Origin of the sequence: Komagataeibacter xylinus (genome assembly GCF_009834365.1) — a bacterium.
In the GTDB taxonomy this organism is placed as follows: domain Bacteria; phylum Pseudomonadota; class Alphaproteobacteria; order Acetobacterales; family Acetobacteraceae; genus Komagataeibacter; species Komagataeibacter xylinus_D.
Window position 1 is genome coordinate 2,429,239 of the sequence record NZ_CP041348.1, and the last position, 24,551, is coordinate 2,453,789.

At 65.1% G+C, this 24,551-nt stretch carries 21 protein-coding genes, 1 tRNA gene and 1 other RNA gene; 4 read left to right on the top strand and 19 right to left on the bottom strand.

The genetic code is table 11. From position 1 onward, the window contains the following. Nucleotides 1–5 precede the first annotated feature (5 nt). The 11 genes from murG to rnpB form a co-directional block, all read right to left on the bottom strand. Nucleotides 6–1,121, bottom strand: a complete 1,116-nt coding sequence (murG, locus tag FMA36_RS11605) for an undecaprenyldiphospho-muramoylpentapeptide beta-N-acetylglucosaminyltransferase (protein ID WP_159262421.1) — start codon at nt 1,119–1,121, stop codon at nt 6–8. Further along, nucleotides 1,118–2,284: an FtsW/RodA/SpoVE family cell cycle protein gene (locus FMA36_RS11610; RefSeq protein WP_159262422.1), complete on the bottom strand. Its 1,167-nt coding sequence runs from the start codon at nt 2,282–2,284 to the stop codon at nt 1,118–1,120. Before FMA36_RS11610 ends, murG begins: the two co-directional genes overlap by 4 nt. Further along, nucleotides 2,281–3,681, bottom strand: coding sequence for a UDP-N-acetylmuramoyl-L-alanine--D-glutamate ligase (gene murD / locus FMA36_RS11615; protein WP_159262423.1), 1,401 nt, complete (start codon nt 3,679–3,681; stop codon nt 2,281–2,283). The genes FMA36_RS11610 and murD overlap by 4 nt, the downstream gene beginning before the upstream one ends. Then, nucleotides 3,678–4,769, bottom strand: coding sequence for a phospho-N-acetylmuramoyl-pentapeptide-transferase (gene mraY / locus FMA36_RS11620; protein ID WP_159262424.1), 1,092 nt, complete (start codon nt 4,767–4,769; stop codon nt 3,678–3,680). Before mraY ends, murD begins: the two co-directional genes overlap by 4 nt. Continuing rightward, nucleotides 4,769–6,160 carry a UDP-N-acetylmuramoyl-tripeptide--D-alanyl-D-alanine ligase gene (locus FMA36_RS11625; RefSeq protein WP_159262425.1) on the bottom strand — a complete coding sequence of 464 codons (1,392 nt, stop codon included), beginning with the start codon at nt 6,158–6,160 and terminating at the stop codon, nt 4,769–4,771. Before FMA36_RS11625 ends, mraY begins: the two co-directional genes overlap by 1 nt. Continuing rightward, nucleotides 6,157–7,629, bottom strand: coding sequence for a UDP-N-acetylmuramoyl-L-alanyl-D-glutamate--2,6-diaminopimelate ligase (locus tag FMA36_RS11630; protein WP_159263891.1), 1,473 nt, complete (start codon nt 7,627–7,629; stop codon nt 6,157–6,159). The genes FMA36_RS11625 and FMA36_RS11630 overlap by 4 nt, the downstream gene beginning before the upstream one ends. Before the next feature lie 5 nt (nt 7,630–7,634). After that, the gene (locus tag FMA36_RS11635) at nt 7,635–9,638 is read right to left on the bottom strand and encodes a peptidoglycan D,D-transpeptidase FtsI family protein (RefSeq protein ID WP_408885617.1); all 2,004 of its coding nucleotides are present in this window, start codon (nt 9,636–9,638) and stop codon (nt 7,635–7,637) included. A 40-nt stretch (nt 9,639–9,678) separates the two neighbouring features. Beyond that, nucleotides 9,679–10,458 carry a cell division protein FtsL gene (gene ftsL / locus FMA36_RS11640; RefSeq protein WP_159262426.1) on the bottom strand — a complete coding sequence of 260 codons (780 nt, stop codon included), beginning with the start codon at nt 10,456–10,458 and terminating at the stop codon, nt 9,679–9,681. Continuing rightward, a complete protein-coding gene (rsmH, locus tag FMA36_RS11645; protein ID WP_159262427.1) occupies nt 10,455–11,456 on the bottom strand; it encodes a 16S rRNA (cytosine(1402)-N(4))-methyltransferase RsmH in 1,002 nt (333 codons plus the stop codon). The genes ftsL and rsmH overlap by 4 nt, the downstream gene beginning before the upstream one ends. Beyond that, nucleotides 11,453–11,929, bottom strand: coding sequence for a division/cell wall cluster transcriptional repressor MraZ (gene mraZ / locus FMA36_RS11650; protein ID WP_159262429.1), 477 nt, complete (start codon nt 11,927–11,929; stop codon nt 11,453–11,455). Before mraZ ends, rsmH begins: the two co-directional genes overlap by 4 nt. Before the next feature lie 323 nt (nt 11,930–12,252). Further along, an RNA gene (gene rnpB, locus FMA36_RS11655) (RNase P RNA component class A) lies at nt 12,253–12,666 on the bottom strand. 94 nt (nt 12,667–12,760) lie between these two features. Between rnpB and FMA36_RS11660 the strand changes: the two genes are divergently transcribed. Then, on the top strand, nt 12,761–13,717 hold the full coding sequence (locus tag FMA36_RS11660) for an alpha/beta hydrolase (protein ID WP_159262431.1): 957 nt from the start codon (nt 12,761–12,763) through the stop codon (nt 13,715–13,717). 374 nt (nt 13,718–14,091) lie between these two features. Here the strand turns inward: FMA36_RS11660 and FMA36_RS11665 are convergent, their stop codons facing one another. Both FMA36_RS11665 and zwf read right to left on the bottom strand, forming a co-directional pair. After that, a complete protein-coding gene (locus FMA36_RS11665; protein WP_159262433.1) occupies nt 14,092–14,544 on the bottom strand; it encodes a hypothetical protein in 453 nt (150 codons plus the stop codon). Between the two features lie 7 nt (nt 14,545–14,551). Next, nucleotides 14,552–16,033 carry a glucose-6-phosphate dehydrogenase gene (gene zwf, locus FMA36_RS11670; RefSeq protein WP_159262435.1) on the bottom strand — a complete coding sequence of 494 codons (1,482 nt, stop codon included), beginning with the start codon at nt 16,031–16,033 and terminating at the stop codon, nt 14,552–14,554. Between the two features lie 254 nt (nt 16,034–16,287). On the opposite strand from zwf, the gene FMA36_RS11675 reads away from it, so the two are divergent. Further along, the gene (locus tag FMA36_RS11675) at nt 16,288–16,563 is read left to right on the top strand and encodes a DUF2312 domain-containing protein (protein WP_061275776.1); all 276 of its coding nucleotides are present in this window, start codon (nt 16,288–16,290) and stop codon (nt 16,561–16,563) included. 106 nt (nt 16,564–16,669) lie between these two features. After that, nucleotides 16,670–17,359 carry a hypothetical protein gene (locus FMA36_RS11680; RefSeq protein WP_159262437.1) on the top strand — a complete coding sequence of 230 codons (690 nt, stop codon included), beginning with the start codon at nt 16,670–16,672 and terminating at the stop codon, nt 17,357–17,359. An 86-nt stretch (nt 17,360–17,445) separates the two neighbouring features. On the opposite strand, the gene proB is transcribed toward FMA36_RS11680, so the two are convergent. The 4 genes from proB to rplU form a co-directional block, all read right to left on the bottom strand. Continuing rightward, the gene (gene proB / locus FMA36_RS11685) at nt 17,446–18,597 is read right to left on the bottom strand and encodes a glutamate 5-kinase (RefSeq protein WP_159262439.1); all 1,152 of its coding nucleotides are present in this window, start codon (nt 18,595–18,597) and stop codon (nt 17,446–17,448) included. Continuing rightward, nucleotides 18,594–19,637 carry a GTPase ObgE gene (obgE, locus tag FMA36_RS11690; protein WP_159262440.1) on the bottom strand — a complete coding sequence of 348 codons (1,044 nt, stop codon included), beginning with the start codon at nt 19,635–19,637 and terminating at the stop codon, nt 18,594–18,596. The genes proB and obgE overlap by 4 nt, the downstream gene beginning before the upstream one ends. A gap of 148 nt (nt 19,638–19,785) precedes the next feature. Then, a complete protein-coding gene (gene rpmA / locus FMA36_RS11695) occupies nt 19,786–20,055 on the bottom strand; it encodes a 50S ribosomal protein L27 (RefSeq protein WP_061275785.1) in 270 nt (89 codons plus the stop codon). 65 nt (nt 20,056–20,120) lie between these two features. Next, nucleotides 20,121–20,435, bottom strand: coding sequence for a 50S ribosomal protein L21 (gene rplU, locus FMA36_RS11700; RefSeq protein WP_061275787.1), 315 nt, complete (start codon nt 20,433–20,435; stop codon nt 20,121–20,123). 244 nt (nt 20,436–20,679) lie between these two features. Between rplU and FMA36_RS11705 the strand changes: the two genes are divergently transcribed. Then, a tRNA-Ser gene (locus tag FMA36_RS11705) sits at nt 20,680–20,769 on the top strand. Nucleotides 20,770–20,894: 125 nt separating this feature from the next. Here the strand turns inward: FMA36_RS11705 and guaD are convergent. Beyond that, complete coding sequence (guaD, locus tag FMA36_RS11710) at nt 20,895–22,238, bottom strand: guanine deaminase (RefSeq protein WP_159262443.1); 1,344 nt, start codon at nt 22,236–22,238, stop codon at nt 20,895–20,897. A 35-nt stretch (nt 22,239–22,273) separates the two neighbouring features. Continuing rightward, entirely contained in the window at nt 22,274–24,478 is a 2,205-nt protein-coding gene (locus FMA36_RS11715; protein ID WP_159262444.1) for an FUSC family protein, read from the bottom strand. Nucleotides 24,479–24,551 lie beyond the last annotated feature (73 nt).

Here is a 24,551-nt window from a genome sequence, read left to right on the forward strand (position 1 = left end):
GGGAATTAAGCGGTGCGGGGCATGTCAGGCAAGCGGGCTTCTATCATATCGGCCAGAAGGTGGGCGGCATCGGGGCGGCCAAGGCGGCTCGCGGCCTGCGCCGTGCGGACCAGCAGGTCGCGGTCAGCCAGCAAGGTGCTCAGGCGCTGCGTGAGCGCGGGTGCGCTAAACTCGGGCTGGCGGATCATCCACGCAGCCCCCGCATCGACCAGCGCCTGCGCGTTTGCCCCCTGTTCATCGCGTGCGGCAATGGGCAGCGGCACCAGCACGGCAGGGCGGCCTGCAACCGTCAGTTCCGCTACCGATGAGCCACCCGCCCGGCCAATCACCAGGTGGGCTGCGCGCAGCAGGCCGGGCACGTCATCAAGAAAGGGGGCTATGGTGGCGGGAATGCCAGCCGTTTTATAAGCCGCCTGCACGCGTTCGACATCCTCCGCGCGGGCCTGCTGGGTCACCTGCAGCCGCGCGCGCAGCGCAGGCGGCAGGGCGGCAAGGGCGGGCGGCACCACGTCGCTGAACACACGCGCGCCGAGTGATCCACCCCACACCAGCAGGTTGAGCACGCCATTGGAGGGTTCATAGCCTTCCCCCGCCAGTGCCGCGATGTCAGGCCGCACCGGCATGCCGGTCAGCGTGGTGGGCACGCCTGTCGGTACGCCTGCCACCGTGGGGAAGGAGGTGGCGATGCCATCCATGCGCGGGGCCAGGAAGCCATTGGCCTTGCCCAGCACTGCATTGCCTTCATGCATGAACAGCAGCGGGCGGCGGCTTTTGCCCAGCAGGCTGCCGCCAAGCAGCGGCGGCACGGAGGGGTAGCCGCCAAAGCCGATGATGGCGGCAGGGCGGATGCGCCCGATAATGCCGCGTGCCTGCAGCGTGCCCCGCGCCAGCGCGAGCGCAGCCCGGCTGGCCCGCACCAGTCCACGCCCGGCAATGCCTGCGCCAGGCAGCACGAATTGCGGGCGACCGGCAAACACGCCACTGTCGCGCCCGCCTGCGCGCTGGTCGGTCATGAGGATGATGTCATGCCCCCGGCGCACCAGTTCGCAGGCCAGCGCCTCGGCGGGGAAGAAGTGGCCGCCGGTGCCCCCGGCTGCGATGGCAATGCAGTGTTGGGTCATGACGATACTCTCTGTGCGGGGGAAGGAGCTGGCGTAAACTGCCCGAAGCGGGTCTCGTTGGGCCGGTTGCGGGTCAGCGCCAGCACCAGCCCGATGGTCAGCGCCACCGACATGGCCGATGAACCGCCATAGGAAATGAAAGGCAGCGTCATGCCCTTGGTCGGGATGAGGTGCAGCGTCGAGCCCATGTTGACAAAGGCCTGCAGCCCGAAGCCCGTCACCAGCCCCGCGGTTGCCACCGCAATGAAGGGATCGTTCTCGCGCAGCAGCTTGAGCAGCGTGCGGATGACGATGGTGGCGAACACGCCAATGATGAACAGGCACACCAGCATGCCGAATTCCTCGCCCGCCACCGCGAACACGAAATCGGCATGCGCATCGGGCAGCAGGTCCTTCACCCGGCCTTCACCCGGCCCGCGCCCCAGCAGGCCGCCATTGCCAAAGGCGCGCAGCGCGGTATCGATCTGGTAGTGGTCACCCACCGCCGGGTGCAAAAACCGCTCCACGCGTGAGCGCACATGCGGAAACACCATATACGCGCCAATAAATGCCGCCACCATGCTGGCCACACCCGCGCCCACCAGGAACAGGCTCAGCCCATCAACAAAAAGCTGGGCCAGGAACACGGTGGTGATGACGCTCAGCATGCCGATATCAGGCTGCGACTTGAGCAGCAGCAGCACGAGCGCGAACAGCCCCAGCGCCACCAGCAGGCCGGGAAAATACGTTCGCACCCTGCGCTCGGTCAGCAGCCAGGCGGTCACCACGGCAAAGAAGGGCTTGAGGAATTCGGATGGCTGGACCGACATCATCGGCAGTGCGATCCACCGCCGCGCGCCCTTGATCTCGATGCCATGCACAAGGGTCAGGAATGTGGCACCCAACGCCAGCACGAAGCCGATCCACCCCACAAGCCGCACCCCGCGGAGCGAAAGCAGCGAGGTGGCGCACACGATCACCGCTGCGAGCACCAGAAAGACGACCTGCTTGAAAATGAACATATCGCGCGAGGCGCCAATGCGCACCGCCACCGCCGGGCTTGCCGCCAGCATCAGGATATAGCCGAACCCGATCAGGATGCACACGCAGATCAGCGTGACCCGATCGATGCTCCGCCACCATCGCGCCAGATGCGAGGTGTTTATGCGCGACAGGCCACTCATTGGGCGCGGGTAGCCTCCGGCCCGGCGGCAAGGGTCTGCACAAGGGCTGCGAAGCGCGCGCCACGGGCCTCGAAACCGCTGAACTGGTCAAAGCTTGCGCAGGCGGGCGAGAGCATCACCACGTCCACGCCTAGTGCGCGAGCGGTTTCGCGCGCCTCGGGCACGGCGCGCTCAAGGGTTTCAACAATGCGGTAGGGCACCCTGTGCTGCGCAAGGGTGCGGGCCAGCACCGGCGCGTCGCGTCCGATCAGCAGAGCCAGCGCCACGCGCCCGAACAGGGGCGCAAGCGGTTCGATCCCGCCCGCCTTGGCCGTGCCGCCCGCAATCCACACCATGCGCTCATGGCAGGCCAGCGCGCGGGCCGTGGCATCGGCATTGGTGGCCTTGCTGTCATTGATGAAGCGGATGCCCTCTACGCTGCCTACCGTTTTCTGCCGGTGGTCCAGCGCGCTGAAGCTGCGCAGCGCACCTTCCACCGCAGCCCGTGGCAGGCCCAGATGCAGCGCCATGGCGGTGGCGGCGGCCGCGTTCTCGCGGTTATGGGTGCCGGGCAGGTCTGGCACATGGGTCAGGTCGGCAATCATGCCGTGGCGGTCGCACAGCGCATGCGGCGTGCAGTAGAAATCACATTGCGCGATGTCCGCGCCGCTGATGCAGGCCACGGTGGCGCGGGTAGGCGCAAGGTAGCGGTTCAGGCTGGCGTAATCGGGCAGGGTCGCGCCCAGAACGGCCAGATCACCCGGCCCCTGATGGTCGAATACATGCATCTTGGCCCGCGTGTAGCCGGTCATGTCGCCATGGCGGTCGAGGTGGTCGGGCGTCAGGTTGAGCAGGCAGGCGGCATCGAAATGCAGCTGCTCCAGGCGCTCGAGCATGTACGATGACATTTCCAGCACATACACGCCATCATCCGGCAGCAGCGGCAGGCTGAGGGCGGCGGGGCCAAGGTTGCCGCCAGCGGCTACCGGAATGCCACCACATGCCAGCATGTGCGCCAGCAGTACGGTGGTGGTGGACTTGCCATTGGTGCCGGTAATGCCTGCAAAACGCGTCCGGCTTCCCGCTGTCCGCACGGCGCGGAACAGCAGTTCGGCATCGGACAGGATTGGCACGCCCGCATCCATCGCCATGGTGGCCAGCGGGTGCGGGCTGGGCAGATGGTGCGGAATGCCGGGCGAAAGCACGAGGGCGGCAAGCCCCAGCATGTTGGTAAAGGGTGCGAGCTTAAGGTGCGGGTGGGCCGCGAGGGCCGCGCGCGCTTCGGGCCGGTCATCCCATGCCTGCACGCTGGCACCCATGGCCAGAAGGGCGTGAACGGCGGCATTGCCGTTGCGACCCAGACCGGCCACGCCATAATGGTGGCCCGCGAACAGGGTGAGGGGGAAGGCGGCGCTCACCGCAGTTTCAGCGTGGCCAGACCACACAGCCCCAGCACGATGGACACGATCCAGAACCGGATCACGATCTTGGATTCCGCCCAGCCCTTTTTCTCGAAATGGTGGTGCAGCGGCGCCATCAGGAACACGCGCCGCCCGGTGCGCTTGTACCAGAACACCTGGATGATGACCGAGAACGTTTCCACCACGAACAGCCCACCCACGATGCACAGCACCAGTTCATGCTTGACCGCGACCGCCACCGCACCAAGCGCGCCACCAAGGGCGAGCGAGCCGGTATCACCCATGAACACGGCGGCAGGCGGTGCGTTGAACCACAGGAAGCCCAGCCCCGCGCCCACAAGGGCGGAGCAGAACACCCCAAGCTCGCCCGTGCCGGGCACGGCGTGCAGTTGCAGGTAATCGGCAAACACATGGTTGCCCACGAGGTAGGAAATCAGCGCGAACACGAGGGCCGCGACAATGACCGGCACGATGGCCAGCCCGTCCAGCCCGTCGGTAAAGTTCACGGCGTTGCCAAACCCGGTGATGGTGATCATGGCGAACAGCGGAAAGGCGTAGCCCAGCGGCAGCAGCAGGTCCTTGACGAACGGAAAGGCGAGGTGGTTGGCAAGATCGGGCGGCATCATGTGCTCGAGCCAGATGCCGCCAATCAGTGAGGCCCCGAACTCGCAGCCCAGCCGCATGCGCTTGGACACGCCATCGGTATTGCGGCGCGACAGCTTGAGGTAGTCATCGGCAAAGCCCACCGCGCCAAAGGCCGCCGTGGTGAGCATCACGGCCCAGACAAAGCCGTTGGTCAGGTCCGCCCACAGCAGGGTGGAGCCGAATAGCGAGAGCAGGATCAGCACGCCGCCCATGGTGGGGGTGCCGACCTTTTCAATCAGGTGACGCTCCGGCCCGAGCTTGCGGATGGGCTGGCCCCCGCGCTGGATGCGGCGCAACTGCGCGATCAGCGGATTGCCCAGGCACAGGCTGATGACCAGCGCGGTCAGGCACGCGGCCCCCGAGCGGAACGTGATGTAGCGGAACAGGTTGAGCACGGAGGTATGGGCCGTGGCATGGTGCTCGAACAGGTCATAGAGCATCAGGCCGGTCCCACCCTGGCATCATCTTCGCGCAGGGCGGCAACGACATGGCGCATGCGGCTGCCAAGGCTGCCCTTGACCATGACCGTGTCGCCCGCGCGCAGGGCAGTGCGCACCAGGGGGGCAAGCGTGGAGGAATCCGGCGTCCATGCTCCGCGCAGGGCAGGAGGCAGGCTGTCAAAAAGTATTTTCATATTCGGGCCGCAACAGAAGACAACATCCGCGTTTGCACGGACGGCAGGGAGAAGGGAGGCATGCTCATGCCGCGCAAACGCGCCGAGTTCAAGCATGTCGCCCAGCACGGCGATGCGCCGCCCCGTGGCAACCAGCCCGAGCAGGTCGAGTGCGGCGCGGACAGAGGCCGGTGAGGCATTATAGCTCTCATCGAGCAGGGCAACATTGTCATGCATCACCTTTGCAAGCGCACCCCGCCCGGCACCGGGGCGGAAAGTGGCAAGACCGGCCACGGCAAGGTCCATGTCAGCGCCCGCCGCATGGGCCGCAGCCAGTGCCAGCATGGCATTGACGGCCATGTGCCGCCCCGGCGCGTTGACGCGCACCACACCCTGCCAGTCTGGCAGCGTAAGGCTGAAGGTGCTGCCATGTGCATCCTGTGCCACGTCACCCGCTTGTGCGGTGCAGTCCGGTGTGGTGCCCACGCGGCATAGCGTGGCTTCTACGTGGGCGGCATTGCGCTCAAAATGATCATGTCCCGTAATGTCGGCGGGCATGACGGCGGTGCCCCCTGCGGGCAGGGCCAGCAGGAGTTCCGCCTTTTCGAGCGCGATGGCGTCGATGCTGCCCATGAGCCCCAGATGCGATGCGGCGACCGTGGTCACCACCGCCACGTCAGGCCGCACCATGGCGGCGAGCGGCGCGATCTCGCCTGCGTGGTTCATGCCGATCTCGCACACGCAATAGGCACTTGCCGCGGGCAGGCGGGCCAGCGTGAGCGGCACGCCCCAATGGTTGTTGTACGACGCCACGGCGCAGTGGGTCGGCCCGCACGCGCCAAGTGCCGCATGCAGCATGTCCTTGACCGAGGTCTTGCCCACGCTGCCGGTCACGGCCAGCATGCGGCCCGCAAAACGCGCGCGGGCGAAGCGGGCCATGCCCTGCAGGGCGGCCAGCGTGTCATCCACCATCATGATGCGCGGATCATCACCACAGGGTTCATGCGCCACCACGGCGGCAGCCCCCGCGGCAAGGGCGGCGGCGGCATGCGCATGCCCGTTGCTGTTCTCGCCAATCAGCGCAATGAACACATCGCCGGGCTGAAGCGTGCGGGTATCGATCGAGACGCCGGAGCCTGCAATAGCTACTGCGCTGGAGGATGGGAAACGCCCCGATGTCGCGGCCTCAAGGTCCGCGCGGCTCCATAGCACTGTCATTCAGTCCCCGTCAGGCCACGGATCACCGTGGCGTCATCAAATGGCAGCACCGCATCACCCACGATCTGCCCCTGTTCATGGCCCTTGCCCGCCACCACCAGCACGTCGCCCGCGCCCAGCATGTCCAGTCCTGCCGCAATGGCCTGTTTGCGGTCGCTGATCTCGATGGCGCCGGGGCTGGCCACCATGATGGCCGCGCGAATGGCGGCGGGTGGCTCGCTGCGGGGGTTGTCATCGGTCACGATCACGGTGTCGGCCAGTTGGGTGGCGGTGGCGCCCATCACGGGGCGCTTGCCCCGGTCGCGGTCGCCGCCAGCCCCCATCACAATCACCAGCCTGCCCGGCGTGTGGGGGCGCAGCGAGTGCAGCAGGCGGGCGATGGCATCGGGCGTGTGGGCGTAATCGACATAGGCAGCGGCCCCATTCGGCAGCACGGCGGCGCGTTCGAGCCTGCCGCGCACGCCATGCAGGTGCGGCAGGAGGGCGAGGGCGCGCGCGGGCGCATCTTCCGCACTGCCTGACAGGGCTGCGGCCATGAGCAGGTTATCGACCTGAAAGCGCCCGACCAGCTTTACGCTGATCTCGCTTTCTCCCGCAGGGGTGGCGATGCGCAGGTCCTGCCCCATGGGGGTGGCGTGGGTGGAGAGCAGGCGCAGGGTCTCGCCCTGCGTGCCGATGGTGCGCAGCACGAGGTTACGGCGTTGGGCAATGGCGCGCATGGCGGCACAGGTCTCGGCGTCCATGTCCGCATTGAGGGCGGCAATGCCACCTTCGGGCAGGATTGTGTCGAACAGGCGCAGCTTGGCGGCACGGTAATGCGCGGTGGTGCCGTGATAGTCCAGATGGTCGTGGGTGAGGTTGCTGAAACCCGCGGCATAGGGCGTGATGCCATCCAGCCTGCGCTGTTCCAGCCCGTGCGATGATGCCTCGATGGCGACGTGCTCTACCCCGCCCGCCGCCATCGCGCCAAGCAGGCGCATCAGGCCCACGCTGTCTGGCGTGGTGAGCACGGGGCCGCAATCGGGCAGCGGGCAGGGGGCAACCGCGCCCAGCGTGCCGATGGTGCCTGCCTGCAGGCCCTGCAGCACCCAGATCTGACGCAGGAATTCTGCCGTGCTGGTCTTGCCGTTGGTGCCGGTTATGGCCGCGATATGGGCGGGCAGGCGGGGAGCCAGCGCGCGCGCGATCAGGGCCGTCGCGCGGCGTGCATCGGCCACCTGCACGCAGGCCACACCCGGTGGCGGCACGAAATCGGGTTCAGCCTGCACCAGCACGGCCACCGCACCATTGGCCACGGCCTGCGGAATATAGGCCCGTCCATCCACCCGTGTGCCGTGCAGGGCAGCAAAGATCACGCCTGGGCCGGTGGCGCGGCTGTCTGCCGTAATAGCGGTAACGGGGCCGGTTGTGGCAGGCAGGGGCTGCACGGCGTCCACACCCGCGCGGTGCAGGAGTTCGGTCAGGTCCATGTCGGTCATCCCCGCTCGCGCTGGTGGTGGGTGGGCGTGCGCCCGGCTTCATTACCGGCATGCAGGGCGTGGCTTGCGGGCGTGGCCTCCGTTACGTCACGCGCGGCATGAGTGCGGGGGGCGTGGGGGGCTGTTTCATGCTCGTGCTCATGCAGCCTGGCCGTGCCGGGGTCGTAGCCCGGCCCCAATGCGCGGTAGCCACGCGGTATGGCAGGCCGCATGGGAATGGCCAGCGAGGCTTCAATCGCGGCTTCATGCTGCGTATCGGGAAACAGTCCGAGCATGGGGGCGATGCGCGTGATCATGTGTGCCGCAGTAGGGGCGGCGTTCCACCCCGCCGTGGTCCAGCCATGGGTCTGGGCGGTGGGCTTGGGGCTGTCGAGCATGACGTAAATGGCATAGCGCGGCGCATTCATGGGGAAGATGCCGGTAAAGGCCGAAACGTTGACATGCTTGAGGTAGCCGCCATGCGCGCCGATCTTTTCTGCCGTGCCGGTCTTGCCGCCCACGTAATAGCCCGGTGATTCCGCCTTCTGCCCCGTGCCCTTGGCCACGTCGAGGCGGAGGATCTTGCGCAGGATATCGGAATTGGCAGCCGAGATCAGGCGCTCCGCATCTGCGGGCATGGCCGCATCGGCATCGGTGGGGGCATCCGCCGCCGTGGCGGGGCTCTGGGCCGCGACAAGCGTGGGCCGGAGCAGGAAGCCGCCATTGGCCGTGGCCGCCGTACCCCGCACGATGGAAAGCGGCGGCTCCGCCACGCCATGGCCGAACGCCACCGTCATGGTGGTCGAAACCCCCCAGTTATGCACGGAAGGGATGATGGGCCGCCCGGCCTCGGGCAGTTCGATCGGCACGCGCGAGAAGAAGCCCATGTGCCGCAGCCACTCCTGCTGGCGGGGCGCACCCGCATCGAGTGCGATATGGGCGGCAGCGGGGTTGGAGGAATAGGCCATGACCTCGGGCAGCGAAAGCCACGGGGAGAAGTGGTCGTTCTTCATGTCCGAGATGGTAAAGCGGCCGATCTTGATGGGCGTGCTCGAAAAACTGTCCCAGATATGGGCAACGCCTTCCTGTAACGCCATGGCCACGGTCTGGAGCTTGAAGGTTGATCCGGGTTCGTACATGCCCGTCACGGCGCGGTTGAAGCGTGCATCGGCGGCAGCGCGGCCAAAGTCGTTGGCGTCATAATCGGGCAGGCTGACCATGGTGATGATCTCGCCGGTATGCACATCCATCACGATGGCGCAGGCGCCGATGGCCTGGAACATGTCCATCGCGGACTGGAGTTCGTCATGCACCACGTTCTGCACGCGTACGTCGAGCGACAGGCGCAGGGGCTGGCTGTCACTGTCGAGGCGCTTGTCAAAATACCGCTCGATGCCGGCCACGCCGTGGTCATCGATATCCACCCCGCCCAGAATATGAGCGGCCACGCGGCCCATGGGGTAGCGGCGGCGCTCGCCGGGTTCGAAATAGATGCCGGGAATGCCAAGGTTGTTGATGGCAAGTTCCTGCGCGGGTGAGATGTCACGCGCCAGATAGACGAACTGCTTGTTCAGCGACAGGCGGCGCTTCGTCTCGGCTTCGTCCAGGCTGGGCAGCGCATGCTTGAGGCGGTGGGCGGCATCGGCTGCGTCGATCATTTCCTGCGGGTTGGCATAGACCTGGGCGACAGGCAGCGACATGGCCAGCACCTGCCCGTTGCGGTCGGTGACCGAGGCCCGGTGCACCTGCGGCAACACCACGTCGCCCGCGATCATCCCCTTGGGGTCGCTTTTGGGGATGGGGGGCACCTGCGGCGCGATCTGCTGCTGCTGCGGCGGCAGGGGGTTGATGATCGTAGCCAGCGTCAGCTTGAGCGCAATGGCAGAAAACAGCAGGCAGAACCCCCCGGCCACAACCACCAGCCGCGCATGCATGCGGTCCTGCGCCATAAGCGTGCGCAGCCTCCCCCCGGGGGGAGGCTGGCCACCGCTGTCTGGCTGGTTACGGAAAGGGTTTTGCATACGGGTTCCGGGCTACAGGGCCGGTAGGAAAAGAACGGGATCAGTTGTTTACGGGCACTGGTGGCGGCAGGCTGGTCACATGCGGCGTGCCCAGCGAACTGCCCCCCATGCGGGGCGGAGCGGTGGGGTGCCATGCCGCCTCGGCTATGTTCTGGCTGCGCGGGCGGTCGCTCGCGGCCATGCGGGCGGGGGTGATCATGCTCTCACGCGGGCTGGGCGGCAGGTGCACGGGCTCGGCGGCCGCCATGCGTTCGGGCTGGCGGGCATGCTCGGGTGCGGCATGCACGGGCGCGCGCGGCTCGATCTGGGCCATGGCGTGGGCCAGCCCGTCATGCTGGGCTGCCGGTTCGCTGTGGCGGGGGGAGGGAGCCGCCATGGCATGCTCGACATGGGCAGGCGTTGCTGCGGGTGCGGCTATTGCGGGCAGGGCGGCCACGGCCTCATGCACGGGGGCAGGGGCTGCATGATCGGCGGCAAGGGTGGCTACCATCGTCGCACGGGGGGCGGGCACGGGGTGGTGCGAGGGCATGCCAACAGGCGGCAGGTGGGCGCTGAGTGCGGACATCTGCACGAACTGCGTGGGCGCGACGGGCTGCAGTGCCTTGTCGTAACGGCTGGCCAGGGTGCCCAGCCGGTCGGGCTGGTTCAGCATGGCCCATTCAGCGCGCAGCATGGCGGTCTGCGCACGGGTGCGCTCGGTCTGCTCCACGATCTGGGCAATCTGGTGGTCGAGTGCTGTGGTCTGCTGTTTCTTGTTATAAAGGAACAGACCGGACACGGCCGCTACCATGGCAAAGAAAAGCGTTACAAACCGACTCATGCGGCAGGTTCCGATGCTGCGATGGATGGGGGGGCAATGCATTCCATCGCGCGCAGTCTTGCGCTGCGTGCACGTGGATTACGGTGGGTTTCTTCCGCTCCCGGCCGGATGGGGCGTCCGGTCAGGAGCCTGAAGCCGGTGGGCCCCGCACGCTCGGTCATGGCGCGTGGGTCATGGCGGGAGGGGGCGGGCACGCGGCCTGCCGCGCGCAGCATGGCCTGCTTGACCAGCCTGTCCTCCAGCGAATGGAACGAGACGACAACCAGCCGCCCGCCGGGCGCCAGCAGGCCGGGGGCCTGTTCCAGCACGGCGCGGATCTGGCCAAGCTCGTCATTGACGTGAATGCGCAGCCCCTGGAACGTGCGCGTGGCGGGGTCGATGCCCGAACGGTCGGGGCGCACGACCGAGCGCACCACATCGGCAAGCTGGGTGGTGCGCAGCAGCGGAGCCTCGGCGCGGGCCGTCACGATGGCGCGCGCCACCCGGCGTGACAGGCGTTCCTCACCATAATGGTAGATGATGTCGGCCAGTTCCTCCTCGGGCAGGGTATTGACCACGTCGGCTGCTGTCGGCCCGGTGTCATTCATGCGCATGTCCAGCGGACCATCCATGCGGAAGGAGAAGCCGCGCTCGGCCTCGTCGATCTGGTAGGACGAGACGCCAAGATCGAGCACGATGCCGTCCACCTTCGTCACGCCACTTTCGGCCAGCAGGGCCGCCATGTCGGCAAAGCCACCATGAAGCAGGTGCAGCCGCGTGCCGTCCTGCCCGGCAGGGAAGGTGGGGGCAAGGGCCTCGCCGCGCGCGATGGCGGTGGGGTCGCGGTCGATGCCCCACAGCTGGCAGTCGCAGCTCGCCAGGATGGCGCGCGCGTAGCCGCCGCCGCCAAAAGTGCCATCGACGTAACGACCGGCATCATGCGGGGCGAGGTAGTCCATCACCTCGGCCAGCATCACGGGCACATGGCCGGGGTCGTGTGGGGGGAAGGGGCCGTTCATGATGGTGTGCCCGTGGTGGGGAGCGTGCCCCGGCCTGTTGTGAGGCTGCGGGCGCGCACGCGGGCATCGGCGCGGCGGGTAGCTGCTGCCTGTGGCTCCCAGATCTGGAAGGTGCGGCCCAGCCCCATGAAGGTGACCTGGTCGGTCAGGCCCGCGTGGGCGCGCAGGGATTCCGGCAGCAGGATGCGACCTTCGCGGTCAGCCTCGAACGGATAGGCATCGGCATAGAGGGCGGTGGCCAGGTCGTCGTGATCTTCAGAAAAAATGTCCATTTCATCCAGCGGGCGGGTCAGTGCGGCAAAAGCATCAGCGGGCCATGCCTCGAGGCAGGGATGCAGATGGGACGGACGCAGGATGGCCAGCGGCTCGCCCGATTTGGCCCGGGCACGCAGCGCGGCACGGAATGCAGAGGGAATGGAAACGCGCCCTTTTGCATCCAGCCGGTTCTGGTGTGTGCCCAGGAATACACTCACGCTGCGCGATGCCCTCCCTCGGCAAATTTCGAAAACCCAGTGCTCAGCCCCCGTGGCGCCTGTTACCGCGCCCCTTTCTGAATCTGGTGTGAGCATGGGATAACATGGGATTTTATGGGGGGTCAATTAAAGATGCAGGAAAGATGGCCAAAAAATACAGTTATTGCAGCACAGGTGAGTGATGCGGCATGTAAAACCGTACCGAGCGCATCCAATATGGCAGGAATGTGCCTTGTTTATGATTTGTTCTTCGGCGTTAATACTTGTAAACAACTCTGGGTAGAGTGCCTTGCCCAAAGCGGTCGAATTCTGGAAATGGGGAAAATGCCAGACGGTCTGTAAGCCGGGTTCTGTCCGCCCCTTGCGGGGCGGGACGATCATTCCTCTGCGATGCGCATTGCTACGCACCTGACGCGACCAACCCGAACGACAGGGCGGAAAAACCCCTGATGGCGCCTTGCGGCCCATCCGCCGTTCCTATTCGGTCTTGCTCCCGGTGGGGTTTGCCCTGCCATCCATGTTACCATGCATGCGGTGCGCTCTTACCGCACCGTTTCACCCTTGCCCCCAACGTCGCCCGCATTGCTGCGCGCGCCGCCGTGAGGGCGGTCTGTTTTCTGTGGCACTGTCCCTGGGGTCGCCCCCGCCGGCCGTTAGCCGGCACCGTTTTTCCGTGGAGCCCGGACTTTCCTCCATCACGCGTATGACCACGTGGCAGCGACCGTCCGACCGTCTGGCATGCGGAAACTGGCGGTGCATGCGCGCAGCGTCAAGCGATAAATGAGGGGGCCTGTGTTCTTTCAATCCGTTTTTCAGCCTGAAAGGCGCTCCATGCCCGATTCAACCGCCGCCTCCCGCCCTGGCCTGCTCACCCGCACATTGCTGGGCGGCATGCACTGGTGGCACGCGCGGCGGCGTAACGTCGAGCCCCATACGCTGGAGGATATGCGCCGCAAGCTCGACCGCCCATGTTTTCCCATGGGGCTGTCTGCGCTGCAGGTGCGGCGCGTGATCAACTGCCGCGTGCCGGGGCGTGACGGCCTGCTGGCCGCCCGGCTGTATGTGCCCTATGGCCGGGTGCATGGGGTGGTGCTGTTCATGCATGGGGGCGGGTATGTGCATTGCGGGCTGAACTCGCATCACGGCATATGCTGCAGGCTGGCGCGGCAGTCAGGGGCGGCAGTGCTGTCCATTGATTACAGCCTGGCCCCCGAGAACCGCTTTCCCCATGCGGTGGAGGATTGCTGGGCGGCGTTGCAGTGGCTGGCGGGCGAGGCGCATCGCTGGGGCGGCCCGATTGCGGTCGCGGGTGACAGCGCGGGCGGCACGCTGGCCGCCGTGCTGGCCCAGATGGCGCGTGACCGGGGCGGCCCGGCACTTGCCATGCAACTGCTCTATTATCCCTCCCTGTATGGGGATCGTGACGTACCCTCCCGCGAGACCTATGCCACGGGCTACATGCTCTCCACCAAGCTGATGGAATGGTATGCCGAGCAGTATATCTGCACGCCGGCCGACCTGCATGACCCACGGCTTGCGCCCATTTTCGCGCCCTCGCTCGCTGGCCTGCCGCCTGCCGTGATCGGGCTGGCGCAATGCGACCCCCTGCATGATGAAGGCACCGGCTATGCCCACGCCCTGCAGCAGGCAGGAGGCCAGGCCGAGACCCGCACCTGGCGCGGCACGGTGCATGGGTTCCTCAATTTCTACGCCTTCCTGCCTGCGGGCCGCGCGGCCATAAAATATGGCGCCCATGCCCTGCGGCGCGTGCTGCGCGGGCACGCCTGAAAAGCAGGAAAAGTTTTGGGTGAAGCTTTTTTAAAAAAGCTGCCCTTAAAGGCGCCAGAAAATCGCGGATATCGTCTGCTGCGGGGGCTTTGGCGGAGCGCTTAGATCAGAATATCCAGACTGTATCAGGCAAGGCATCAAGGTTTCTTTGTAATAACCTTTTTTACCTTATATGTGCCTTTTATTTTAATTTCAGTATCGCTTCTTATATTATTCATGAATGCATCGAAGCTTTGAGCGATCCTTGATGTTGCGTCATTACCCATATAGTCGCCTCAACTTCTGATATTTCCTTTTGAGACGGCAAAGCTTTTACATTTCTGATATTGATCATGTCCCGACCCTGCTTGATTGGCTGCTACACCCCCTGCGCCTTAAGGCAGCGGGTGGAACATGCCGGGCGACTGCCAGTCGGTCAGGGCCTTCTGGTCCAGCCGGTCGATGCGCAGCGTGAACAGTAGCGGCAGCGTATTGCGGTCACCGGGGCATTTGCCGGAATGTTTTTCCATGACCTGAATGCGGGTGGCATCGGCCGGGTCGTTGCCATTGACCACAAAGAGCAGGCAGTCCTTCGCATCCGCCGTCATGCCGTTATGGGTGACGATGGTGCGAAAGTGCTCGACAAGTGCCGTGTTGTCGAACCAGCTCGTGCGCGAGAAGGTCAGCTTGTCGGCGGCCTGGTCCAGCCACCCCATGCGGCCCACGAGGATGACGAGGGCCGCCATGGGGATGAGCATGAGCACGCGGCGGATGATGCGCTGCTTCAGCGTAACCGGCGCGCGCCTGCGGCTCAGGCGCGGGGGGGAGGGGGATGTGTCATTGCTCATGCGGCGGTTATTTCTTCATGTCCTCATGCCACAGATGGCCCGACTGCGAGAGCAGGTTACACGCTCCTTCCGGCCCCCACGTGCCTGCGGCATAGGGTTCGAGCGGGGCCTTGTTCTCGCGCCAGCCCTGCTCGATGGGGTCGATCCAGCGCCATGCGGCAGCCACCTCGTCGCGGCGGATGAACAGGATCGGGTCGCCACGCACCACATCGAGCAGCAGGCGCTCATAGGCATCGGGGTAGCGGATGTTGAAGGCTTTCTCGAACTCGATGTTGATGTCGGCCTGGCGCAGGGCCAGGCTGTCGGTGGGGGTGGGGTCCTTGGTCGAGACGGACAGCATCACCCCTTCATCAGGCTGGATGCGGATGATCAGGCGGTTGGGTTCGGGCTTGTTGGCGAAGATCGAGCACGGGGCCGATTTGAACTGGATCACGATCTCGCTCGATTTTTCCGCCATGCGTTTGCCCGAGCGCAGGTAGAACGGCACGTTGCCCCACCGCCAGGTCAGGATCTCGGCTTTCAGCGCCACGAAGGTTTCCGTCTCGCTGGTCACGCCTTCGCCGAGGTCTTCAAGGTAGCTGCCCACCGTGCGCTCGCCAATGGTGCCGCGCATGTACTGCCCGCGTGAGGTATAGATGGCCACGTCATCGGCCGAGATGGGCTTGAGCGCGTGCAGCACCTTGAGCTTCTCGTTGCGCACGCTGTCGGCCTCGAGCGAGACCGGCGGGTCCATGGCCACGAGGCACAGTACCTGTAGCAGGTGGTTCTGGATCATGTCGCGCAGCGCGCCCGAGCGGTCGTAATACGCGCCGCGGCCTTCCACGCCCACGGTCTCGGCGGCCGTGATCTGCACGTATTCGATCGCATCGCACGTCCATAGCCGCTCGAACACCGGGTTGGCGAAGCGGAGCGCAATCAGGTTCTGCACCGTCTCCTTGCCCAGATAGTGGTCGATGCGGAAGATGTGGTTCTCGGGAAAGTGACGGCCGACGCTGTCATTGATGGCCTCGGCGCTGGCAAGGTCGGTGCCGATGGGTTTTTCCAGCACCACGCGCGACTGTTCGGTCACCAGCCCCTCACGGCTCAGGTTCTCGCAGATCTGGCCATACAGCGCGGGCGAGGTGGCAAGGTAGTAAACCCGGATGCGCGTTGCGGGCACCGTGTCGAGCAGGGTCTTCAGCGTGGGCCAGTCGCTCTCGGCTTCCGCGCCGTTCAGGCTCACGTAATGCACCATGTTCACAAACCGCTGCACCGTTGCCTCATCGAGTGCCTCGGGCTTGACGTGCTCGTGCAGGGCGGCTGTCGCGCGCTGCTGGTAGTCCGCGCGTGACAGTGGCGAGCGCGCGGTGCCGATGATGCGCGAGGCATCGGGGATCTGCCCATCACGGTAGCGGTGATACAGCGCAGGCAGCAGCTTGCGCATGGTCAGGTCGCCCGTGCCGCCGAAAACGATGTAGTCAAAGGTGTCAACGGGGGGAAGATGTGCCATCGAACGTGGGCCTCCTGCCTGTATCTGGTGCCCCGCATGGCCGGGCGGGCATGCTTGACGTATGCGGACATGACGCGAAAGCGGCATATGGGGTGCAGCTTCGATTACGGCCCGGCTCTCTGGCCTGTCAAGTTGGCATTGACCAGCGGGCGGTGGCGCGATAATCCCGCCGTTCCATCCCGTCGCCTAGTGACATTCCCTTCATGTGTGCGCGGGCGGGAACGGCGCAATCACGATATCTGGAGAAACCTGCCATGAATGCTGACAATTTCGAGGCGGACGACAACCCCGCCGCAGTTGGTGGTATCGCAGCCGATCGCCTGCGCAGCATCATCGAACGCGTTGAGCGGCTGGAAGAAGAGCGCAAGGCGCTCGCGGGCGATATCAAGGATATTTTCACCGAGGCGAAGTCGGCAGGCTTTGATGTCAAGGTGATCCGCCAGATCATCCGCCTGCGCAAGCAGGAACCGGCGGAAGTGGAAGAACAGGAAACCCTGCTCGACATCTATCGTCGCGCGCTTGGCATGTAACCCGCGCAGGTTGTAGGATCGTCCCCTCCAACGCCCTTGCCGGCCGGTGCGTGGTGGCTGGCCATGGCCGTGCCGGGGCTCTCTGTCCGTTCAGGTTGCACGCTGCATGATGTCGTCGCTTTTTCCACAATGGATGCCCGCGTGGACGCAGGCCGTGCTGCTGGTGGGCGGCATGCTGTTTACCCTATTGTGGATGCTGGTGCCGTTTGCCGTGTTTGGCGTAAAGGGGCGGCTTGATAACCTGGCCATTCAGCTTGATGACCTGCAGGCCGAGCTGCGCGTGCTGGCGCTGGGCCTCAACGGCCAGTCAGCACAACAACAGCCCCCCGCTGTGGCGGATGCGCTGACCGAGCGGGTGCCCGCGCCCACGTCAGGGGATGCGTCGGTGTGGGAGCCTGCGCCACCTGTGGATATGGGGCCGGAGGAGCGCAGCGCGTCGCGTGATATCCCCGCCTATGAACGGCGCGTGCCGCGTGCCCGGCCTGCGCCATCGCCCTCGTGGCCTGCTGCGCCTGCGCCCGTGGCTCCCGCACCACACAGGCCGATGGAAGAGGATGCCTGGCCCCCAACCACGCCGTCGCGTGAGCCATCGCCCGCCCAGCCTTATGTCCCCCGCCGCCCCGAGCCGTCCTATGATGCGGGGGCAGAACCCGGCCTGGCGGACTGGAGCCGTGAACCGGTGCGGCCTGCCGCTCCGCGCGTGACACCTGCGCGCCCGGTCCGGGCTTCGGTCTGGCCCCCTGAGCGCCGGACGCGCGCCGAGCCTACCCTGCGCTGGCCGCCGCGCCCAGAGTGAGCGCGGCGCGAGGGCATCCTTTTTTTAAAGGTGAGAAGGGTTCTGAAGCTTTTTGAAAAAAGCTTCATCAAAAACTTTTGTTTGTATCAGCCCGTCAGGCTTTCCATTTTCGCCAGCAGCACGAGATCGTCGCGGTGGATCAGTTCATCCGCGCCCTGCCAGCCCAGCAGGGTCTCGATCTCGTCTGACTGATGGCCCGCGATGCGTCTGGCTTCGTCTGCCGCATAGGCGGCCAGCCCGCAGGCAATTTGCTGCCCGCTCCGGTCCACCACCGCAATCATGTCGCCGCGATCAAATTCGCCGGTCACGTCGGTTACACCCGCAGGCAGCAGGGAAGACCCGCCTGCCAGCGCCCGCACCGCGCCATCATCAATCACCGCCTGGCCGGCAGGCGTAAGGCTGCCCGCAATCCAGTTCTTGCGTGCCGAGCGGGCATCGGCTGCGGGCAGGAACCATGTGCAGCGTCCGCCATCACGCAGGCGGGCCAGCGGATGCAACCCTTCGCCTCTTGCAATGGCCATGGCGCAGCCTGCCTGTGTTGCGATGCGGGCTGCCATGAGCTTGGTGCGCATGCCGCCCGAGGAATAGCCCGGCGGGGGCGCGCCGCCCATGGCCTCGATGCTGGCGGTCAGTTCCGCTATCACGGGCAGGTGGCGGGCATCGGGGTTGGTGCGGGGGTCGGCGGTGTACAGCCCGTCGATATCTGACAGCAGCACGAGCTGGTCGGCATTGATCATCTCGGCCACGCGGGCGCCAAGGCGGTCGTTATCGCCAAAGCGGATCTCGGTAGTGGCGATGGCGTCGTTCTCGTTGATGATTGGCACGCAGCCAAGTGCAAGCAGCGTGTTGAGCGAGGCCCGCGCATTGAGGTAGCGGTGGCGGTTCTCGGTATCATCAGGAGTGAGAAGGAGCTGGGCCGCTGTTATGTCGAAGCGCGAGAGGGCATCGGTCCAGGCCTGAGCGAGGCGAATCTGCCCGACGGAGGCAGCGGCCTGCTTTTCCTCCAGTCGCAGCACGGGGCGCGTCAGCCCGAGCTGGTGGCGGGCCAGGGCAATCGCACCCGATGAGACGACCACAACTTCCGTGCCCTGCGCGCGCAGGGCTGCAATATCCTGCGCCACGCTGTCCAGCCAGGGCTGGCGGGGAGCCGCCTGCTGCGGGTCCACGATCAGGGCGCTGCCAATCTTGATGACAACGCGCCGCGCGTGGCTGAGCTGGGGCAGGGCGGTCTCGATCATGTCTCGGGGGTCTCCGCTTTGTGCTGTTCGGCCTTCTCGGCGCGGTCGCGGGTCACGTAATCCTGCAGGCGGCGCAGCACGGTATCGACATGCATGTGCGCGACCGATGACATGGTCATGATCTTCTGCCCGCAGGCCTGCTCAAGGGCGGTGACCCGTTCCTCGATTTCCTCGGGTAGTAGGGCGTCGATCTTGTTCAGCACGATGATCTCGGACTTGTCCGCCAAGCCGCCGCCATATTCGCGCAGTTCGTGGCGGATGGTGCGCCATGCGTCCACCACTTCTTCCGTTTCGGCCGTGCCATCGATCAGGTGCAGCAGCACGGCGCAGCGTTCGACATGGCCTAAAAACCTGTCGCCGAGCCCGCTGCCTTCATGCGCGCCCTCGATCAGGCCGGGGATATCGGCAATCACGAATTCTTCCGTGACGGACAGCCGCACCACGCCAAGCTGCGGGTGAAGCGTAGTGAAGGGATAATCCGCTATCTTGGGCCTGGCTGCCGATACGGTGGACAGGAAGGTGGACTTGCCCGCATTGGGCAGGCCGACCAGCCCCACATCAGCAATCAGTTTCAGCCGTAGCCACACCCAGCGTTCCTCGCCCGGCCAGCCCTTGTCGGCCCGGCGTGGCGCGCGGTTGGTGCTGGTCTTGAAGTGCGCGTTGCCGCGCCCGCCATCGCCGCCGCGGCACAACAGCAGCCGCTTGCCCGCCACATCAAGGTCGCCAAGCTTGGTCTCGCGGTCTTCATCAAAGATCTGGGTGCCGATGGGCACCTTGATCACCACGGTCTCGGCGGCGGCGCCCGTGCGGTCGGAGCCTGCGCCATTGCCGCCCTTGCGCGCGCGGAAATGCTGGGTGTAGCGGAAATCGATCAGGGTATTGAGGTTATCGACCGCCTCGAAAATGATATCCCCGCCACGGCCGCCATTGCCCCCGTCCGGACCGCCAAATTCGATATACTTTTCACGGCGGAAGGCCACGACACCGTCGCCCCCGTCGCCGGATTTTACATAGATTTTGGCCTGGTCAAGAAACTTCATTGCCTGCGATCCGGTTGGGGCGAGAATGCGTGCCCCGTGTGCATGCATGATACCAGAAAATGGCGTGCTGGCGTCATACGAAAAAGGGGGCGGCCAGAATGACCGCCCCCTTCAATTCGGGTAATCCCGTAGTGATAAGGCGTATGCCTTATTCCGCTGCCAGCGGCAGGGCTTCCACGGAAACGTGCACGCGGCCTTCAGCGCGGCGCACGAACTTCACATGGCCATCTACCAGGGAAAACAGGGTGTGGTCGCGGCCAACGCCAACATTCACACCCGGCTTCATCTTCGTGCCGCGCTGGCGCACGATGATGTTGCCTGCGATGACGCTCTCGCCACCAAACTTCTTGACGCCAAGACGACGCCCGGCGCTATCGCGCCCGTTACGGGACGAACCGCCTGCCTTTTTTTGTGCCATTGCCTGAACTCCTTAAAACTGAAATCTCTGATCTGACCTGCCCGGACCAAAGGCCCGGAGAGGGATCAGGCGGCGTTGATCGCGGAGATGCGCACCACGGTCACCGGCTGGCGGTGGCCATTCTTGCGGCGGCTGTTCTGCCGGCGGCGCTTCTTGAAGATGATGACCTTGGCCAGACGGTCCTGCGCGATCACGGTTGCCGTGACGGTCGCACCCTTGACGGTCGGCGCACCAATGGTCGTGCCGCTTTCGCCGCCAACGGCGAGAACCTGGTCGAAGGTGATGGTGGCGCCGGCTTCGGCTTCCAGCTTCTCGACCTTCAGGACGGCATCTTTCGCAACGCGGTACTGCTTACCGCCGGTACGGATAACTGCAAACATTCTCTATCTATCTTTCCGATCTCTTGGCGTGCGCGGCATTGCGGGAATGCAGGCGGCACGGCCCAGTCGCTTTTTTATATTGGCCACATTGCAGCGGCGCCCCGTCCGCGCGGGGTGAATGCGGGCTTTTACTGGCTGCGGGAGGCGAGGTCAATATTTTTATGGCGCCGTCGAATAGCTAAAAAAGACCCCTTGCGCGGGGGCGCGTGCCACCCTATAAGCCGCTGCATCACCGCGTGCAGTTGGAGAGGTGCCGGAGCGGTCGAACGGGGCGGTCTCGAAAACCGTTGTGCGTGCAAGCGTACCGTGGGTTCGAATCCCACCCTCTCCGCCACTGCATCGCGTGTGTTCTTCCCTGAAAAACAAAAGTTTTTGGTGAAGCTTTTAAAAAAAGCTTCAGAAAACGGCTGCCTTTTTTAAAAAGACAGCACTCCGGAACTTTTGTTGTCAGGTCACCGCTTAAAGTGTGACCCCCTGTTCACGGTCATGCACCTTTATGCCGCCTGCATAGGTTGCACGTATGCTGCGGTCATCGCCCAGCATCATCAGCGTGAACAGAAGGTCGGCCGTGTTGTCGCACATTTCCGTCCGCAGGGCCTGCAGGGGCGTGGCCTTCGGGTCGAGAATGCACAGGTCGGCGTCCATGCCTGCCGCTACCGTGCCGATCCGTCCATCAAGGTGCAATGCGTGCGCGCCGCCCTGCGTTGCCAGCCAGAAGGCCTGCACAGGGTGCAGGCGGTGGCCGTTCATCTGCGCGATCTTGTAAGCCTCGTTCATGGATTGCAGATGCGACAGGCTGGTGCCCGCGCCAATATCGGTGCCCAGCCCCGTGCGCACCGGGCGTTTTGCGTCCATCACGTCAAACAGCCGGAAAGCCCCGCTGCCCAGGAACAGGTTCGACGTGGGGCAGTGCGCCAGCGCGCAGCCGCTTTCGTGGCAGCGGCACAGGTCCTGCTCGTCCACATAAATGCCGTGGCCCATCACGCTGCGCGGGCGCACCAGGCCCGCGCGGTCATATACATCAAGGTAAGAGCGGCTGTTGGGAAAGAGTTCGGCCACCCAAGCCACCTCTGCCCGGTTCTCGGCCAGATGGGTCTGCATGAACAGCGTTTCGTCCTGCGCCAGCAGCGCACCTGCGAGTTCAAGCTGCTCGGGCGTGCTGGTGGGGGCGAAGCGGGGAGTAACGGCATAAAACTGGCGGTTTTTGCCATGCCAGCGCTCGATCAGCGCGCGTGATTCATCATAGCCACGCTGGGCGGTATCGCGCAGGAAGTCGGGCGCATTGCGGTCCATCAGCACCTTGCCCGCCACCATCAGCGTGCCGAGGCGGGAGGATTCGGTAAAGAACGCATCGACCGATTGCGGATGCACGGTGCAGTACACCGCCGCCGTGGTGGTGCCGCAGCGCAGCAGTTCGCGCAGGAACGTGCGCGCGATTGTTGCGGCATATTCCCCATCGGCAAAACGGCGTTCGGTGGGGAAGGTGTAGCGTTCCAGCCATTCCAGCAACTGCTCGCCATAGGCTGCGATCATGGGCAGTTGCGGGTAATGGACATGCGTATCCACAAACCCTGCCGAGATCAGGCATCCCCGGTAATCGGTGACGTCGGTGCCGGGGGGGAGGTGGGCCACGGTTTCGCCGTAGGGGCCGACATGGGTGATGCGCCCGTCGGTGATCACAACCAGCCCGTCAGGTTCCTCCACCAGCGCATCGGTGGCCGGCATGAGAAACGGGTTGCCCCGAAAGGTTACGATATGGCCGCGAAGGGCTGCGTGGGCCAGGGGCGTGGGGGCAGGGGTCATGTTGGCTCCATTTCCCTGCCGGTCCGGGCGTTGTGTCAGGACATCTCGCTGGTGCGGTAAGGCTGGGAGGCATCAAGGAAAGCGGCGTTGGCGCCAAGTTCATAGGAAATGACCAGCAGATACGCAATGGCGCGGGTGATCTCGATGCGCGACGTAATGTTGCCTTCCGCCGCCTCAAGCCGGCGCAGGCTGCGCGTGGCCCCGCGCGCGACCCGGGCCGTGCGGCCAAAGCGCCCGTAGCGCCCGCTGAACTGCGACATGCGATTGAGGAACAGTTCAATGGCGCGATCCGCCGCAGGCGGCAGTTGCCCGCGCTCAAGTACCGTGCGCAGCCGGATGATGTTCAGCCCGATGGTCATGGCCGAGAGCGTGCCCTGCAGATAGGCCTCGATGGTGGGCGTCGGCGTAGGGCCTGCATGGCGGATCAGGCGAGAGAAACGGTCGGTATTGCGCCCGATCCACGATTGTGTGCGCGGCATGGGCTCGGCGGAGGCGAGGTGACGCAGGTCATGCAGTGTGCGGTTGCGCATGCGCCAGCGCTCTTCGTCATTATCGAAGGGCAGCACCGCGCGGAAGATCAGCACGGCAAAGCCGATACTGCACAGCAGCGCGAAGGAGGCGTTGAAATACGCAATCTCGTTCAGGCGCGTCTGGTTGCCCGGCCCCACGAGGTTGGGCAGGAACAGGCAGTACGAGGCCGCTGCCCCCGCCGTGGCCGGGTTGCGCGCGGCAAGTCCGCCCGCAATCATGGGCAGGGCGAGTACGGCTGCCAGCATCTCGAATTCTGCCGGTCGCGGCATGACCAGCATGACCAGAAAACCCGATACAAGAACCGCCCAGCACGCCCCGCGCAGGAAGTTCATGGTGCCTACCACCGGGTTCTCGCGCGTGGCGAACAGGCCGCATGTCACCGCGACCATGGTGATGAAGCCGATGCCGTTGGCCCAGGCCGTGACCTCCCATATCAGTGCGGATGCGCCAATGGCCACGGCGGCGCGGATGCCGTTATAGGCGGCTTCCTTGAAGTCGCGGTGCGCCTCGATGCGGAAATGGAAGTGATCGCCACGGATCTCGTGCTGGCTGGCGTCGAACTCGGCAATGGCCTGTTCCAGTTCACCCAGCAGTTCATCGAGCGCGTTGTGCAGGATGCGGCAGTTCAGCAGGTCGTCCACCTCGGCCGTCTCGGTGCTGGGCTCCATGCTGATTTCATGGCTCAGCGCATCAATGATGCGCTGGCGGCATACGCCGCGCAGGTCCTGCAGGTCCTGCTGGATGTGCGGAATTTCGGAATCATTTTCCAGCCGCGCGGGCACGCCGAGCAGGAAGGTGCGGGTGAGTAGCGAGGTCTCGGTAAACTGCTCGTTGGTGGTTTCCAGCGCCTTGATGCGCGCCATCATGCCCAGACCGCGTGAGAGCAGGACTGACACGGCAGCAAGGGCCGCGCGCGCGTGGTCGCCTTCATGCCCGTGCGGGCCCATCTCGACTTCACTGAACTCGATCTGGTCATTGATGCTCAGGATGGTGCCAAACAGGGCGCGCGAGCGCACGAAGGCCGCGTCATCGCCCGCAAGCAGGTTGGCCACCGCCTCGGTGGAACTGCCCAGCGCCATCTGGATCTTCTGGCGCATGTTGCGCCGCGCGCTCGAGGCGAGGTTATGCGCGAACAGCACCGCCACCAGCGTCTCGCACGTAATGCCCAGCACGATATAGGATGTGCGCGACATGGTGATCATGAAGATGTTGTCAGGGTCGCGCGTCGCGGCAAGCGCAATGATGGCGCAGGTATAGCCCGAAAGCACCAGCGCATAGGAGCGGAAGTTGCGCACCAGGGTCGCGCACATGCAGCACAGCCCGATCCACATGCTGATGGCGGGAAAGAACAGCCATGGCGCCTGCGGAAACGAACAGACCAGGATCACCGCGCTGATCGCCCCGATGGCGGTGCCCACCAGTCGCCACCGCGCCTTGGAAAGGCTCTCCCCGCGTGAGCCCTGGGCCACGATCCACACGGTCATGGCGGCCCATGGCGGGTCGTCAAGTTCCATCCACATGGCGATGGTCAGCGCCATCAGGGCCGCGACCGTGGTGCGCACGGCAAAGCCAAGGGCTTCTGGCGTGGGGGCGTAGAGCCATTTCAGGCCGCTCATGCGCGCATAGCCTGGCGCGCGGATGGTGGGGAAATGCTTTCCGCTGAAAAGGCGGGTCAGGAAAGAGGGCAGAAGATTGAGGTCTGCAGGCACGATATACGGCTTCCGGCGGCAAGGGGCCCCATACCCATAGCCCATCTTGGCATGACGTAATGGTGTTGCGAGC